This is a genomic window from Bradyrhizobium sp. USDA 4353 (assembly GCF_054063215.1).
In genome coordinates, this window is sequence record NZ_JBSSGB010000001.1 from 4,815,899 (window position 1) to 4,831,578 (window position 15,680).

The following is a 15,680-nucleotide window of genomic DNA, read 5'->3' on the forward strand; positions in this document are numbered from 1 at the left end:
TCAGCGGAGCCCGGCGCGGGCCCGATGCCGTGGGCTGCGGCTGCGCCAGGGAGGGCGAGCACGGCATATGGCAGCCGACGGGTTACGCTCAGCTGCATGATCTGAGGATCCAGAGGCTCGCCGAGTCGGAGGCGACGGTGATGAAGAACAGGCCGCTGGTCAGCAGCCCCCAGACCGCGAGGAAGCGCGTGCGCCCTTCGCCGGCCTCGATCATGTGTGAGCGATTCTCCGCCATCTCCTCTCGGCTCGCCCGCCACGCGCTGTAGGCGATGAGGCCGGAGGCAGCCGACAGCGCCAGGCTGACGACATCGATCGCGATCAGCCCGGTCCAAAGCAGGCCGGGGCTGACCGGTGATTTCAGCACGTCGATCGGATAACAATTATGGCTCGCAAGTGCGTAGTTCGAGATGAGGTGCAACGACCAGCCGATAGGCGGCGCAAACAATGCGAACAGGAGCCAGCCGAGGCCGAAGCGATGGCGGTGGGGTGCGGGATGTCCCTGATGGACGGCGGTTTCGACGTCAGCGGTTTCAACGTCAGACATGGCGCAGGCCCAGATATGGCGTGATGTAGAGGCTGAAGAACACGGTCAGCCACACGGCATCGACGAAGTGCCAGTAGATCGCGCCGATCGAGATCGGTGCTTCCCGGCCTTGCCCGAAATAGCCGAGCATCGACCAGATGGTGAGCGGAAGCAGCATCAGCAGGCCGAGCACGACATGGCCCATGTGGAAGCCGGTGATGACGAAGAACAGCGAGCCATAGGGGCCGGAATTGAACGAGAAGGATTTGGCCTTCCATTCCAGCGCCTGGATGGCCACGAAGATGACGCCGAGCACGAATCCGGTTCCGAGGCCCAAAGCCTGCTTCAGGCGCGAGCCCTGCCGACCGCCGCGCTCGCCATACCAGACCGCCACGCTGCTGATCAGCAGGATCGCAGTGTTGGGCCCGGCGAGTTTGAAGCTCGGCATCTCCGCCGGCCACATCTCGCCGCGCGGCTGGATCGTGAAGTAGAAGTAGCAGAACAGCAGGTAGGCGAATAGCGAGGCTTCGGTGACGATGCCGGCGATCATGCCCCACCAGCCTGCGGTGCGAGGCGTGACCCTGCCAATGGGTAGGTTTGTGCGCGGGATGGCGACGATGGTCATCTCACAGCCTCCGCTCGGCAAGCTGCGCGCGCGGCCACAGCCAGATCAGCTGGAACAGGAGACCGATCAGGAAGGAGGCGATCACCAGCCACCAGAGCTTCACGATAAGCCCGGCGAACAATGTCGTAAGGGCCAACGCGAGCAGCAGCGGCATCAGCGAATCCTCGGGCATGCGCAGGATCGCCTCCGGCTGGCCGTCGAGCGTCGAGGTCGCCAGTGCCTCCTTGCCGTGGTCGAGCGGCGGGCCTTTGCCGAGATCAGAGTGGAACGGCGACTCCTGAAGCCTCGTCTCCCACAGCGGCTCGCGGGTCGCGAGCGTCGGCAAGACGACGTAATTGTAGGGCGGCGGCGGGGAGGGCGTGGTCCATTCCAACGTTGCCGCGTCCCACGGATTGGGACCGGCATCCTGGCCGTGGCGCAGGCTGCGCACGATGTTGATGAGGAACAGCAGGAAGCCAAAGGCGAATATGTAGGAGCCGATCGTGGTGATCAGGTTCAGCCAGTCCAGGCCCATGCCCTCGGGGAAGGTGTAGATCCGCCGGGGCATGCCGAGCAGCCCAGAGATGTGCATCGGGAAAAAGCCGACATTGAAGCCGATGAACATCAACCAGAAGTTCCAACGCCCGAGCCGCTCGTCGAGTAGCTTGCCGGAGACCTTGGGAAACCAGAAATAGCTCGCGCCCATCACCGCAAACAGATTCCAGCCGATCAGCACATAGTGGATGTGGGCGACGACGAAATAGGTGTCTGTGAGCTGCCAGTCGACTGGCACCGAGCCTGTCATGAAGCCGGAGACGCCGCCGATCACGAAGACGACGATGAAGCCAGCGAAGAAGTGGAAGGCGGTATTGAGGACCGGCTGTCCGGTCCAGATCGTGGCGAGCCAGGAAAAGGCCGAGACCGCGCTCGGGATGACGATGATAATCGACACCGCGCTGAAGAAGCCGAGCGCGAGCCCCGGCAGGCCGGTCGCGAACATATGGTGCAGCCAGACGCCGAAGCCGAGCACCATGGTAAGCACGGTGGCCAACGCCACCGCGGTGTAGCCGACCAGCGGCCGTCGGCACAGCACCGGCAGCGCGTCCGAGACCATGCTGATGGCCGGCAAGACGATCACGTAGACCCACGGGTGGCCCCACATCCAGAACAGATGCTGCCACAGCAGCGGCTGTCCGGTCGGCTGCTGGTAGAAATGCGTGCCGAATTGGCGGTCCAAGTACAACAGGAAGAACGCCAGCGTGACGCTCGGCATCGCAAAGAGATTGCCGACCGAGATCGTGAGCGTGCCCCAGCTCAGGATCGGCATCCGATTGATCGACATGCCGGGTGCGCGCATGTGCAGGATGGTGACGACGAAGTTCAGCGAGCCCAAGGTGGTGGAGATACCGAGCAGGATGTTGGACAGCGCATAGAAATCGATATTGAGCCCGGGATTGAAGGTCTTGGACGCATAGGGCACGTAGTTGAACCAGCCGTCGTTCGGCGCCGCGCCGAGCGCAAAGCCGACATAGAGGTAGATGCCCGACAGCACGAACAGCCAATAGGTGAAGGCGTTGAGTCTCGGCATCGCCATGTCACGGGTGCCGATGACCAGCGGCTGCAGATAAACGCTGAAGCCGGTCAGGATCGGGAAAGCGTACCACAGGATCATGGTGGCGCCGTGCATCGTGAACAGCTCGTTGTACTGCTCGGGTGTCAGCAGGGTCAGATTTGGCTGGGCGAGCTGAATACGAAAGATGAGCGCCTCGATGCCGCCGACGATCAGGAAGATGAAGGCGGTCACGATGTATCGCAGCCCGATCTCCTTGTGATCGACCGAGGAAAGCCAGCCGATCACGCCGGGCTTGGTCTCCCAGAGGCGGTGCAGCTTTTCGGCCAGAGGGGAGGCATAGTCGCGCACCGCAAGTCGGGGTACGCGATCATATTCCGCGGCGGTCATCGGCTGCTCCCCTATTTCAGCGTCTCGACATATTGCCGGATCAGCGTGAGCTGTTCGCCCGACAGCGCCAGCCGTGGCATCTTGTTGCCGGGCTTGATGTGCTGCGGATCGGCGATCCAGGCGGCGAGATTGCCGGTGTTGTTGGGCAAGGTGTCGGCCGCGATGGCACGGCGGCTCATGACATGGGTGAGGTCGGGGCCGAGAATGCCGCCGGCAGTGGTGCCCCGCACGGTGTGGCAGATACCGCAGCGTGTCGTGAACAGACCTTCGCCGGACTGCGGATCCGGCGCGTTGGTCGCATGCGCCGGCTGCAGCTGCTGCTGCCGCCATTGCGCGTAGGCCTCGGGTGGCGAGGCGATCACGTCGAACGCCATATGCGCGTGCTGCTGGCCGCAATATTCGCCGCATTGGCCGCGATAGACGCCTTCGCGATCGGCCTGCAGCCAGGTCTGGTTCTCCTGGCCGGGAATGACATCGGTCTTGCCGGCGAGCTTCGGCACCCAGAACGAATGGATCACGTCAGGCCCGCGCAGCTTGACCTCCACGACCTGGCCAGCGGGGATATGGATCTCGTTCGCTGTGGTGAACTCCTCCGAGGGCGTGTCGGAGAGGTAGCGCACCTCCCACCACCATTGATGCGCCGTGATCTGCAACCGAACCGAGGCGGGGCCCGGCTGCGGACCGGTGTGCGCCAGCGTCGCGAAGGTCCAGACCGTGGTGAACACCAGCACGACAGTGGAGATGCCGACGCCGATGGTGATCCATGACGCGCCGCCATGGGGCCGCTCCACCGCGGCCTGCCCCGGGAGTTGCGGCTGCGGCACGCGGCGATGGCGGAAAATGCCGCCGAGCAGCAGGGCGCTGACGATGACAATGACCAGGATCGAGACGGTGGTCGAGAACCACAGCAAATGGGATATCGATTGCGCGCGCGATCCGTGGGTCCACCAATAGTCCAGCGGCGTTTCGGCGTGCGCCGCCACGGGGGCCAGGGTGGCGCATGCCATTACGACGAGCCGGACGCCGCCCGAGAAGCCGCGGTGCGCGCCTGCGCAGGCCTGACGCGTATGGTGGCCGATGTCCCTCAAGGCTTCTGGCCTTGCTTGAACGCCGTGGTGGTCGCCCAAGGATCGGGCGTCAGCCCCTTTTCGGCCGGGACCTGCTCGATGGCCGGCGACAATGGCGTGGCCGAGAAGGTGCGGCCCCATTGGGTCGTCGGCTCGTTGCTGATCTGGCCGATATAGCTGACCAGGTCCCAGATCATGGAGTCGGGAAGCGTCGCGCCCCAGGCCGGCATCCCATTGGGACGGCCCTGATAGATCGAGAGATAGATGTTCGCGGGGCTGGACCCGTAAATGAAGATCTTGTTGCTCAGCGCTGGGCCCATGCCGCCGCCGCCATTGGGCGCATGGCAGCCGACGCAATTCATACTGATGAAGGCGGTCATGCCGCGGGTGGCGGATTGCGGATCGCCGGCGGCGGGATTCTTCAGCGCGGGAGCGGCCGGGAGGTTGCCCGGAGAGAGATGGCTCACCGGCGTCTGGATCAGTGTCGTCGCCCGGCCCCCGGCGATCTCCGCCCCGACGCCGGGGCCGGGTGCATCCGTCGGGGGTGCCGCCGCGGCTTGGGGCAGCTGCAAGCCGATCGCGGTGATCAGGACGGCGACTGAGAGTCCGGAGGCAAGGCGCATCAATGTCCTCCCGAGACTGTCTGCACTGGGTCCACCAACGGTACGCCATAGCTCGTCAGCAGCGCGGTGATCTCGGCCCTGTTGCCGTCGATGAACGCGTTGAGCCGGTCGCGCAGTGCGTCGTCGCCCTTCCTGACGCCCATGGCGATAGCGAAGCGGAAGCGCAGCGGCGCGAAGCGGCCGTCGTCGTCGATCGGCGTGATCGCGAGCGGCACGGACGATTGCTTCGCGAAGTAGCCCGCAAGCGGTCCCCAGGCTGCGGCGACATCGATGCCGCCACTGGTCACGGCGTCGATCAACCGCGCCGGCGGGTTGGGCTCCCGGTAGTCTCCATAGATCGGATACCCCCTGACGTTGTCGATGATCCCTTCCTGGCCCAGCGCATGTGCCGGGGGCGGGTTGTTGCCGTCGTCGCCGATCAGGTGCACGCCGATCGTGAGCGTACGCAGCCGTGGATCTTCCAACGAGGCGAGTTCGAGATGACGGTCGGCGCGCGAAACGAAGACATAGGTCGAGCGGTAGTAAGGCCTGGTCGTCTCGACCAGATCGTAGTGCGCGGGAACGCCCATGACGATGTCGCACAATCCGGCCTTGAGGGTCTTCCTGACGAAGCCGCGTCGCTGCGCCCACCAGGTGTAGGTCACGCTCCAGCCGAGCGTCTTGGCCACCATCTGCGCGAGTTTGTTCTCAAAACCCTCGCCGGCCTGGTTCGAGAATGGCAGGTTGTTGGGATCGGCGCAGACGCGCAGCGACGGCGCATACACCGGCTCCTCTGCATGAGCGGGGATGGCGATGCCGAGCAGCGCGAGCAGGGCGATATCAGCGAGCCGGCGCATCGGTCTTCTCCTGATCCGTTCCACCGGCAGGCTGCGTGGTCTGTGTCGGTGCTTGCTGATTGGCGTGCTGCGTGGCGTTGCCGAGCTTGAACACCAGGAGCTCGCTGCCGCCGGCCGTATAGAACGGCAGATCTTGCGTCGCGCCAGTGAAGCCGAGTGCGCCGTTGCGCACGCGCGGATCGACCTCGGCATTGGCGACGACGCCGGGCCAGCCGCCGACGCCGGAAAGGATCGCGACATATTGCTGGCCGTCGCTGCCGCGATAGGTCACCGGCTGACCGATGAAGCCGGAGCCGGCGCGGAATTGCCAGAGCACCTCGCCGGTTTTTGCGTTCACGGCTTTGAACATCCGGTCCATGGTGGCGTAGAAGGTGACGTCGCCGGCGGTCACCAACGTGCCCGCCCACACCGGCAGTTTCTCGTGAATCTCCCACACCTTCTTGCGGGCGACGGGATCCCAGGCCATGAACTCGCCGCGATAGCCGCCGGGGCCAGCGAACATGTCGACGTCGGCTCCGACGAACGGCGTGCCGGCGATGTAGCCGACCTCGCTCGCCCTGAAATTCATGCACAGATGCTGGTGCGGCACGTAGAGCAGTTTTGTCCGCGGTGACCATGCGGTGGGCTGCCAGTCCTTGGCGCCAGGCGCGGTCGGGCAGATGTTCTCGATATTTTTGCCGAGGACCGGCGTCTTCTCCTCGTTCGGGATGATGCGGCCGGTCTTGAGGTCGACGCCCTTGTAGGCGTTGATGAACTCATAGGCGTCGGCCGAGATCACCTCGCCGGTGGTGCGGTCCATCACATACATGTAGCCGTTGCGGCCGGGATGGATCAGCGCCTTCCGCGTCTTGCCGTCGATGTCGAGATCGACCAGCACGTTCTCGTTGATCTCGTCATGATCGAACAGATCATGCGGATTGACCTGATAGGCCCATTTGGCGTGACCGGTATCGATGTCGCGGCCGAAGATCGTCGAGCTCCAGAGATTGTCGCCCTTGCGCTGGTTGGCGTTCCACGGCGACGGATTGGCCGTGCCGAAGAAGATCATGTTGAGCGCGGGATCGAACGACACCCAGCCCCACATCGTGCCGCCGCCGGTGCGCCAGCGGTCAGCCGGCCAGCTGGTGACGCCGAGATCCTTGCCTTTGAAGCTGTCGTAGAACGGCTTGAAGTCGTCGCCGATCAGGACATCCTTGTCAGGTCCGGTTGCATAGGCGCGCCAGGCGATCGCGCCGGTGTTCTCGTCCAGCGCGGTGACCCAGCCGCGAACGCCGAGCTCGCCGCCGCTGTTGCCGACGATCACCTTGCCCTTCGCAACAATGGGCGCCATCGTGATGGTCTCGCCCTTGTTGATCTCGCCGAGCTTGGTGTGCCAGGTCTCCTTGCCGGTGTTGGCATCGATTGCAACGGTGTTGTCGTCGAGGGTGTTGAGGAAGACCTTGCCGTTGTCGAAGGCGAGGCCGCGATTGACGACGTCGCAGCAGGCGACGCCCTTCGCGGCGGGTTCAGGCCTTGGCGCGTAGGACCATTTCAACTCGCCCGTCGTCGCATCGATTGCGAACACGCGGTTGGGATAAGGACCGTCATAGGGGCCGACGACATACATCGTGTTGTCGATGACGATCGGCGCAGCCTCCTGGCCGCGGTCGACCCCGACCGAAAACGTCCAGGCGAGCTGCAGCTGTCCGGCATTGCTGGTGTTGATCTGGTCGAGTGGACTGTAGCGGGTGTTGGCGTAGTCCCGTGCCGGCATCGGCCATTGCGCCGGGTCCTGCATGCGGCGTTCGAGGTCGCTCTGCTGGGCGACGACCGCCGGGAGCCATGTCGCGAGGCCGAAGATCACCGCAAGTTTTGCGGTACGACACACGGGAGCTAACATAGGTTACCGATCTCCGTGTACGCCTCATCGGCGCGCCGCGACGTACAAACAATGGGAACGAAGACCGTTCCTAAAATTGCAGGCAGACGTCTCAATTGATGCAGAAGGCGTGCTGGTCTGCCGCGAGGGAATGATATTTACGAACCCTCTTCCTGAGTACCTCAGTCGCTCATTGCGCCAATTTGGTTTGGCGACATACTGCTCCACGATGAGCAAGGCGAGCGAGCTGACGCTACGAATGATCTGAAAGCAGCAGAACGCAATGGTCTCGGCACGAGCGAGAATGCTGCGCTCGAAGAGGGCAGGGCGGAATTTCTCAGCGGGTCGCCCGGGCCGGCAGAGATAACGTCCGCCTGGCAACGAGACCGAGCGTTGACCCCTGCACGATGACGCTGAACACGACGACCGCATAGGTCGCAGCGAGAATCGGCGCCTTGGCCGGGTCTTCCGGTAGAGACAGCGCCAAGGCTACGGAGATGCCACCGCGCACGCCGGCCCAGGTCAGGAACGGGATGTTGTGGGCCGAGACCAGCGCGGTGCGGGCAAGGAACAGGAGCGGAAGGCTGACTGCGATCAGCCGGCCGAGCAGCACGAGGGGAATGGCTGTCGCGGCGCCGAGCAATGCAAGCGCGCCAAAGCGCAGCAGAAGGACCTCGAGGCCGATCAACAGGAAGAGTACGGAATTCAGGATCTCGTCGATCAGCGTCCACAGTCCGAACAAATAGCGCTGGGTCTGCTCGCTCATGGCATATCGCGGGCCACGATCCCCGATCAGCAATCCGGCTGCGACGACGGCAAGCGGCGCGCTGCAATGAAGCCGCAGGGCAGCCGCATAGACAGAGGTGACGAGCGCCAGAGAGACCAGAACCTCGATCGCGTAATCGTCGATCGCATGCATGGCCCGGTAGGCGATGTAGCCGCCGGCAACACCCAGGAGAATGCCGCCACCCGCCTCGAGCAGCAGCATCTCGCCGATATCGACGGGACCGACATCTCCGCTGCCCGTGGCGTAGCGGAGCAGGATCGTGAACAGAACGATGCCGACGCCGTCGTTGAACAGCGATTCTCCCTGCATCTCGATCTCGAGGTCCGGCGGAACGCTGATGTTCTTGAGCGTACTCAGAACCGCCACCGGATCAGTAGGGCTGATCAGGGCGCCAAACACCAGGCACCAGGCGAGCGAGATCGGCAGGCCGATGGCCATGCAAGCCCCGTAGAAGCCGAAACCGACCACCAAGGTCGAGATGCCCGTGCCAAACAGCGCAAGCGTGAGAACCGGGATCGCCCGGCGTTTGAGCTTTTGCAGATCGACATGCAGGGAGCCGGCGAATAGCAGAAAGCCCAGCATCCCGTTCATCACGACCGACGTAAAGTCGATCTGCAGCAGCGCATTCGTCAATGGTGCGAACAGGTGGTGGGATGGCGATGCCAAATCGATTGCCACCAGAATGCCGGAGACCACGACGCTCATCAGGAGGAGGCCGATCGAATGTGGCAACGGGCTGTATTTCTGATTCAGCCAGCCGAACAGTGCCGAGAGCGCCAGCAGGATTGCGCTCAGGTCTAGAAGGGAAAACGCCAACTCACTCTCGCTCCTCTAGGGTGGCGCCGCGATGCGCGGCTGCTCTGACGAACGACGGCAGACCAGGACGGAGCGCAATCTGCCGCGTCTGCTGGCGAACCGACCGCGCTATCTTCTCACGCAAAGCCCGGGCGAGATGGTTCGTTCCACTCTCAGGGACGTCGGACATCGCGAGGGCCGAGCCGCAGGTTCGGACGGCTTACCGGGATCTACTGCAGGCGATAATAGGCTCTACGAGCGGTCCCATGCACGGGCGGCGTGACGCTGGCCCGGACGATCCCCCACGCGGCGCTTGCCGCCGAGGTCCGCGAGGCCGCGTTCAGGACGGCGCTCGGGATGCTGTCGCTCGACGCGGAGATCGCCTGCTGAAGCTTGGAGCAGCGGCACGCGTTGTTAGTGGCCCGTAGAATAGAAATCCTGTGAGACTGTGCTCACTTCGTGGTCAGCGTCGCGACCGGCTGCCAGGCTCGGTCGGCAGCATCGGCCAACATGCGCTTGCTGCGCTCCAGCATCAGGGCTGCCGGTCCGTCGTGAGGGCGCTCGAGCAGCACACGCGCGAAGCCGCCGGCAGCGTCGGGAAAGTTCCTGTGCCGGTAGCAGGCCAAGGCGCGTTCATAGTCGTCGATCCAGGATGGACGAGGTCCGGTTGCGGCACCGGCCACGTGCGTGATCAATTCGTAGACCGCCAATCCCTGTTCGCGGCCATACACGCCAATACGGTCGACCTCGCGAACGATGATCGAGGAGCCGGCGTTTCGCGCCGTCGCTTCTCCGATCAGCACCGTCGTGCCATAAGCCTTGTTGGCGCCCTCCAGCCGGCTGGCGACGTTCACGGCATCTCCGATCACCGTGTAGTTCAGCCGCAGTTCGGAGCCGATATTGCCGACCAGCATGCGACCAGTGTTGATCCCGATCCGGATTCTCAGCTTTTGTCCGAGATCGTCGACGAGATCGGCCTCGTCGATGGCGCGCTGACAGGCGAGCGCGGCGAGGCAGCAGCGCAATGCGTGGTCCGCCTGGGGCTGTGGTGCGCCCCAGAAGGCCATCACGGCGTCACCGATGAATTTGTCGATCGTTCCGCCATGCGCGACGACGACTTCGGAGACCAGGTCGAGATAGCGCGACAGCAGCCCGACGAGGCCGTCGCCCATGCGCTCCGACAAGCCGGTGAAGCCGGCGATGTCGATGAACATCACGGTGAGCTCCTGCAGCGTTCCGCCGGGCTTCGCCTGGACGCCCTGGCGCAGCAGTCCGCGGACCAGATCGGTCGGAATGAACTTGCGGAATGCGGAGAGGCCCGACGCCATCTCGGCGATGGCGCCGGACAGGCTACCGATCTCGCGCAGCCGGGATGGATGGCAACGGACCGATTCCAGTGCGAAGGCCTCGACGTGACGCAACTCGCCGACGACGCGCGCGAGCGGGACGGCGATCATCGAGCGCACCAGGATCGCCGAAGCGAGTGCGGCCAGCGCAGCCCCTGCCACCAGCATGACGATCAGCCGGTGCAGGGTGGCCTGCACGGGACCGAGAAACTCGGCTTCGGGGATTACCGTCACGAGGCGCCAGCCCGGGAACGGCAGCGGCGTCACCGTGGTCTCGTAGGCATCGGCGACATCGGTGAGGCGGCTGCGCCAAGCCTCGTCCATCTTCTGGTCGATCGCCATTGCGACCGCCCGCTGCGCAACGGGCAACAGCGCCGGCTGCTCGCCCCTTGCCGGATTAATTTCGTCGGCGTTGGCGTCGGGCGACGCCACCAGCGCGCCGCTGCCGTCGAAGATGAAGGCAGCACCGGTGCGACCAACCTCGAGTTGGGCCAGGAAGCGCGACAGCCGCGTATACTCGATGATGATCGCGAGCACGCCCTGCCGTTCCTGGTAGACATCGATGGGGCCAGCGAACGCAATCGCCGCGCTCGCTCCCGTCGGATGCTCGGCCATTTTGAACCAGTCCGGCCGGTCGGCTGCGATCGCACCCCTGAACCAGGCCTGATCCGTGACGCGAAAGCCGGTCGGTACGAACCGCCGGCTGGCGAACTCGATGTCACCGGGCACGACGTCATATTCGTCGATGCGGCGCTCGCCCGCATGATCGGTCAGCGAGATCTCCATCATCTCGAGCCGGCGGTCTCCCAATTTGTGGGCGGCGAAGAACGAGCCGTCCGGCCAGCCGAAGGCGGCCCAGGAAATGGTCGGATGCGACTGCAGCTGCGAGAGGAAGACGAACTCGCGTTTATCCGCCTCGCGGGTCTCCAGCACGTTCTGCAGAAACAAGGTGCGGATCGCGGTGTGCGCAGCGTGCGCCTGGTCGACGATGGATGCGACCTCCTTGCGGACGGCAGCAACGATCTGGTCGTTGATGGTCGATGCCAGCTGACGGCTGGAGGCATCGGCCGTCCGCCACCAGACGAGGCTGGATGTGACCGCAGTCAGAAGGATGGCAGCCAGCACCATCGCCGAGACCACCACGCGAATGCTGACGGTAATGCCGTACGAGGCGGAGCTCGCGTTCCGATGTTGCGCGTGTGGGATCACCATCTGCTTCCCTTGGCCGCCTCCCATGCCTGATCGTCTTACGTGCAGGCGGCTGTGATGGTTACGTCCAGTGTCGCAGGCCGCCGACGGAGAGGCCAATGCCGAAGGGCTAATGCCGTCATAGCCGCTGGGCATTGGCATTCGCGCGGCAGGACGAGGCTAATTCCCCTCGGCGCAGCACGATTTGCGCGCTGGACGACTGTCTCACGGATCTGTGATCACGATCGCTGCTAACGGCGATCCTCATCGATCCGAAGGAGACAGTGCGAATTCGCCGGTGTGGGCGAAGCAAACCGAGAGGAGAATTGAATGTCGACCAAGACCACCATCACCTCGCTCGCGCTCGCGGGCGCCGTCTCCACCGCACTCGCCACGCTCGCCGCCGCCGGCCCCCTCACCAAGGCCGAGGTCGACGCCGCCGTCGCCGCCAAGAAGGAGAAATGCTTCGGCGTCGCCCTGAAGGGCCAGAACGACTGCGCCGCCGGCCCCGGCACGACCTGCCAGGGGACGTCCACGACCGACTACCAGGGTAACGCCTGGAAGTTCGTGGCCGGCGGCACCTGCGCCAATATCGAACTGCCGAACGGCAAGAAAGGATCGCTCAAGCCGATCTGAGCCGGTGGACAACGGGAGGCGAGGGGAGGGAAGTGATGAAGGATCTGATCTCGTTGCGGGCTCCAGAGCCCATGCCCCTTCGCTTCCCTCCATTTGTCGGGGGTGTGGCAGGTACCTGCTTCAAGCATGAGCATCTCCCGGCCATTCTCGCGGAGCCGCCGCAGCGCGGCTTCTTCGAGGTGCACGCCGAGAACTATATGGGCGCCGGTGGTCCGCCGCATCGCGCGCTGGAGCGTCTCCGGCGCGACCATGCGCTCTCGCTGCACGGCGTCTGCATGTCGATCGGGGGCTCGGCGCCTGTCGATCGCGACCATCTCGCCCGGTTTCGCGCCCTTGTCGCACGCTACCAGCCGACGCTGGTGTCCGAGCATCTGGCCTGGTCCACGCACGCCACCAGCTTCTTCAACGACCTACTGCCGCTCCCCTATACCTCGGCCACGCTGGCGCGGGTCTGCGAGCATATCGACCAAGTCCAGGAGGCGATCCGGCGGCCGATCCTGCTGGAGAATCCCGCCACCTACGTCACCTTCCGCAACTCGACGATCAGCGAAACCGATTTCCTCCGCAGCGTCACACAGCGGACCGGCTGCGGGCTGCTGCTCGACGTCAACAATGTCTTCGTCTCGGCGACCAATCACGGCTTCGCGGCGCGGGACTATCTGAACGACTTCCCGCTGGAGCGGGTCGGCGAGATCCACCTTGCCGGCCATGCCGCGCAGCGCGGCGAGGACGGCGATGTGCTGCTGATCGACAGCCATGACGGACCGGTGGCGGATGCGGTCTGGAAGCTGTTCGAGATCGTGATCGCCCGTTGCGGACCGCTGCCGACGCTGGTCGAGTGGGACAGCAAGATCCCGGAATGGCACGTGCTGAAAGCCGAGGCGACGGCGGCTCAGCGCATTCTCGATGAAGCGGCCGGGAGCACCCGCCATGCAGCCTGACGAGCCGTTCAACTACACAGCCGCGTTTGCCGCCGGCCTGCTTGCGCCAAGCGCAGCGGCCCCGGCCGAGGTCATGGGAGCGGGCGGCAGGCCGGCGGGCCGCCGCTATGACGTCTACCGCAACAACGTCACGGTGAGCCTCGTCAACGCGCTCGCCGCGATCTATCCGGCGGTGCAGCGGATCACGGGCGAGGAGTTCTTTCGGGAGATGGCGCGCAGTCATCTGCGGCAAACGCCGCCGACGTCCCCGCTGCTGTTTGCGTATGGCCACGGCTTTGCGGAGTTCATTGCGGCTTATCCTCATGCCGCGGAGCTGCCGTGGCTCGCCGACGTCGCGCGCATCGAGCGGGCGTGGCTGGACGCCTACCACGCCGCCGATGCCGCGTCCTTGGCGCCCGCAGCCCTGTCGACGATCCCGCCCGAGCGGCTCGCCGAAGCCGTGTTCGTTCCGCATCCCTCCACCCGTCTCGTCCGATCCCGCTTTGCGGCCGTCACGATCTTTGCTGCGAACCGGACCGACCAGCCGACAGGGCGTATCGATGCGTCGGCTGCCGAGGACGCGCTCGTGGTCCGCCCGGAGTTCGACGTCGAGGTGCGGCGGCTGCCGCCCGGCGGCGCAATTTTCGTCGCCAGCCTCATCGAAGGCCAGCCGCTCGGCGAAGCGGCCGCGAGCGCTCTGGACGCCGAACCGCAGTTCGACATCGCCACCAACATCGCCGGGCTGATCGAGGCCGGCGCCTTGACCTCAGTTACGTCGGGACCCGCCCAATGAGTGCAGAGCAGCGCATCGCAGCCAGTTCGAATCTTCCACCGCTCGGCGCGCTCGCCGACAAAGCGAGCCAGATCGTGCAGATGATCGCGCCGCCATCGCTGGCGCAACTGGCGCTGCGAGTCGCGCTTGCCGTGCCGTTCTGGCGCTCCGGAATCCTGAAGTGGGATGGCTTCCTCAAACTGAGCGACACCGCGGTGACGCTGTTCAGCGACGAGTTCATGCTGCATCTGCCCGGCGGCCCCTACCATTTTCCGGCCCCCGGCGTCATGGCCTTCATGTCCGGCTGCGGCGAGGTCACGTTTCCGGTGCTGCTGGTGCTCGGTCTGGGCACGCGGTTCGCGGCGCTTGGTCTGTTGTTCATGACCGCGATCGTCGAGCTCACCGTGCCCGATGGCTGGCCGCTGCATATCACCTGGGCGGCGATGGCGCTGGCGCTGATCGCGCATGGCGGCGGACGTGTGTCGCTCGATCACCTCATCTGCGCCTGGCGGAGCCGGACCTGATCGCGCGGCGTCTCAAGATGAGAGCTGCGCCTTGAAGCCAAGTCCGAGCGGGCATGGCTTTGCTCGTTGCCTTCTCGAGGGCTCGCGGCGGGGTTTTCACTCCGCCGCGACCGGCATCTCATCCATATGTTCGTGCAGGATCACGCCAGAGAGCGCATCGAACTCGCCGACCCATGGCTTCCGCTGCAGCACGGATCGCGTATGCGCGTAGCCTGCATCCCAACGCTGCATGATGCCGGACGGGCTGAAGTCGATGTCCTTGGTATGGGTCTCATGGTCGAGCTGCGGCGCGAGCAGACGCACCACGTGCATGCGCGTCGAACAGCCATAGCTGACGAGCTCCCGGACGGCCGGATCGTTGCGTTCGTGCTCCGGCAGGCGCGTCGCCAGCTCATTGATGACATGGCGAAGCCGGTGAGCCTGTTGCTGACGCGCGATCTGGCTGACGATCCGGCTGGAGTATTGCACATCCTTGTGGCGGTTCAGCACCTCGGCCATCGTCGTCGGCTCCGCACCCAGCGGATTCCACAGGTGGACGGCGAATATCAGGGAATTCCGACGCGGCTTGTCATCGAAGACCGCTTCCGTCGGTGTGTTCGAGAGAATGCCGCCGTCCCAGTACAGCTCACCGTCGATGCGAACCGCCGGGAAGGCCGGGGGCAGCGCCCCCGAGGCCATGACGTGTTTGACCGTCAGCTTGCCGTCGCGGCTGTCGAAATAGCGCATCTGGCTGGTTCGCACATGCGCAGCGCCGACGGTGAGTCGAGGTGCGCCGCGGTTGAGCAGATCAAAGTCGACCAGCGCGTTCAGCGTCTCTTCCAGCGGCGTCGTCGAGTAGAAGCCGGCATTGTCGGGCCCGAGCGGATAGGAATAGCCGGCATGGGCAAACGGGTTCGGACGAAAGAATCCGGGGATCCCGTTGGTGATCGTCGACCAATAGGCGAGGCGCTCGTTGAACCCGGGAAATGCGATACGCAGGTTCCAGACCGGATTCTGCTCCATCCGCTTCCAGAACTGCCGTAGCCGCGGCAGCCGCTGGTCCGCCGTATTGCCGGCGATGAGGCTGGCGTTGATCGCGCCGATCGACGTGCCGATGATCCAGTCCGGCTCGATCCCGGCTTCATGCAGCGCCTGATAGGCGCCGGCCTGGTAGGACCCAAGCGCGCCGCCGCCCTGCAGCACCAGCACGATCTGTCCCGGTTTGTCATCACTTGCCTTTGCGGCGTCCATGGCCTTCATGT

General features: G+C 64.8%; 14 protein-coding genes. 4 read left to right on the plus strand and 10 right to left on the minus strand.

Going from position 1 to position 15,680, the window contains the following annotated elements; translation table 11 throughout:
* Positions 1 to 88 precede the first annotated feature (88 nt).
* The 9 genes from ACVILH_RS21655 to ACVILH_RS21695 all read right to left on the minus strand — a co-directional run bounded on the left by ACVILH_RS21655 (position 89) and on the right by ACVILH_RS21695 (position 11,527).
* Positions 89 to 544, minus strand: coding sequence for a hypothetical protein (locus tag ACVILH_RS21655; protein ID WP_456714684.1), 456 nt, complete (start codon positions 542 to 544; stop codon positions 89 to 91).
* Positions 537 to 1,148, minus strand: coding sequence for a cytochrome c oxidase subunit 3 (locus ACVILH_RS21660; protein ID WP_456714685.1), 612 nt, complete (start codon positions 1,146 to 1,148; stop codon positions 537 to 539). The genes ACVILH_RS21655 and ACVILH_RS21660 overlap by 8 nt, the downstream gene beginning before the upstream one ends.
* A 1-nt stretch (position 1,149) precedes the next feature.
* The gene (locus ACVILH_RS21665) at positions 1,150 to 3,087 is read right to left on the minus strand and encodes a cytochrome c oxidase subunit I (RefSeq protein WP_456714686.1); all 1,938 of its coding nucleotides are present in this window, start codon (positions 3,085 to 3,087) and stop codon (positions 1,150 to 1,152) included.
* Between the two features lie 11 nt (positions 3,088 to 3,098).
* A complete protein-coding gene (coxB, locus tag ACVILH_RS21670; RefSeq protein WP_456714687.1) occupies positions 3,099 to 4,094 on the minus strand; it encodes a cytochrome c oxidase subunit II in 996 nt (331 codons plus the stop codon).
* A gap of 77 nt (positions 4,095 to 4,171) precedes the next feature.
* Complete coding sequence (locus ACVILH_RS21675) at positions 4,172 to 4,777, minus strand: c-type cytochrome (protein ID WP_456714688.1); 606 nt, start codon at positions 4,775 to 4,777, stop codon at positions 4,172 to 4,174.
* On the minus strand, positions 4,777 to 5,613 hold the full coding sequence (locus ACVILH_RS21680) for a substrate-binding domain-containing protein (protein ID WP_456714689.1): 837 nt from the start codon (positions 5,611 to 5,613) through the stop codon (positions 4,777 to 4,779). The genes ACVILH_RS21675 and ACVILH_RS21680 overlap by 1 nt, the downstream gene beginning before the upstream one ends.
* On the minus strand, positions 5,597 to 7,492 hold the full coding sequence (locus ACVILH_RS21685) for a PQQ-dependent dehydrogenase, methanol/ethanol family (protein ID WP_456714690.1): 1,896 nt from the start codon (positions 7,490 to 7,492) through the stop codon (positions 5,597 to 5,599). Before ACVILH_RS21685 ends, ACVILH_RS21680 begins: the two co-directional genes overlap by 17 nt.
* Positions 7,493 to 7,808: 316 nt before the next feature.
* Positions 7,809 to 9,074, minus strand: a complete 1,266-nt coding sequence (locus tag ACVILH_RS21690) for a cation:proton antiporter (protein ID WP_456714691.1) — start codon at positions 9,072 to 9,074, stop codon at positions 7,809 to 7,811.
* A 431-nt stretch (positions 9,075 to 9,505) separates the two neighbouring features.
* Positions 9,506 to 11,527 carry an adenylate/guanylate cyclase domain-containing protein gene (locus tag ACVILH_RS21695; protein WP_456717043.1) on the minus strand — a complete coding sequence of 674 codons (2,022 nt, stop codon included), beginning with the start codon at positions 11,525 to 11,527 and terminating at the stop codon, positions 9,506 to 9,508.
* Between the two features lie 390 nt (positions 11,528 to 11,917).
* On the opposite strand from ACVILH_RS21695, the gene ACVILH_RS21700 reads away from it, so the two are divergent.
* Genes ACVILH_RS21700 through ACVILH_RS21715 form a run of 4 tightly spaced genes read left to right on the plus strand, consistent with a single transcriptional unit; the run spans position 11,918 to position 14,439 of the window.
* Positions 11,918 to 12,223 carry a BufA1 family periplasmic bufferin-type metallophore gene (locus ACVILH_RS21700; RefSeq protein WP_006612598.1) on the plus strand — a complete coding sequence of 102 codons (306 nt, stop codon included), beginning with the start codon at positions 11,918 to 11,920 and terminating at the stop codon, positions 12,221 to 12,223.
* Between the two features lie 35 nt (positions 12,224 to 12,258).
* Entirely contained in the window at positions 12,259 to 13,164 is a 906-nt protein-coding gene (gene bufB, locus ACVILH_RS21705; protein WP_456714692.1) for an MNIO family bufferin maturase, read from the plus strand.
* Positions 13,154 to 13,936 carry an HvfC/BufC family peptide modification chaperone gene (locus tag ACVILH_RS21710; RefSeq protein ID WP_456714693.1) on the plus strand — a complete coding sequence of 261 codons (783 nt, stop codon included), beginning with the start codon at positions 13,154 to 13,156 and terminating at the stop codon, positions 13,934 to 13,936. Before bufB ends, ACVILH_RS21710 begins: the two co-directional genes overlap by 11 nt.
* Positions 13,933 to 14,439, plus strand: a complete 507-nt coding sequence (locus ACVILH_RS21715) for a DoxX family protein (RefSeq protein WP_456714694.1) — start codon at positions 13,933 to 13,935, stop codon at positions 14,437 to 14,439. The genes ACVILH_RS21710 and ACVILH_RS21715 overlap by 4 nt, the downstream gene beginning before the upstream one ends.
* A gap of 96 nt (positions 14,440 to 14,535) precedes the next feature.
* Here ACVILH_RS21715 and ACVILH_RS21720 read toward each other — a convergent pair whose 3' ends face one another.
* Positions 14,536 to 15,678: a patatin-like phospholipase family protein gene (locus ACVILH_RS21720; RefSeq protein ID WP_456714695.1), complete on the minus strand. Its 1,143-nt coding sequence runs from the start codon at positions 15,676 to 15,678 to the stop codon at positions 14,536 to 14,538.
* Positions 15,679 to 15,680: the final 2 nt, after the last annotated feature.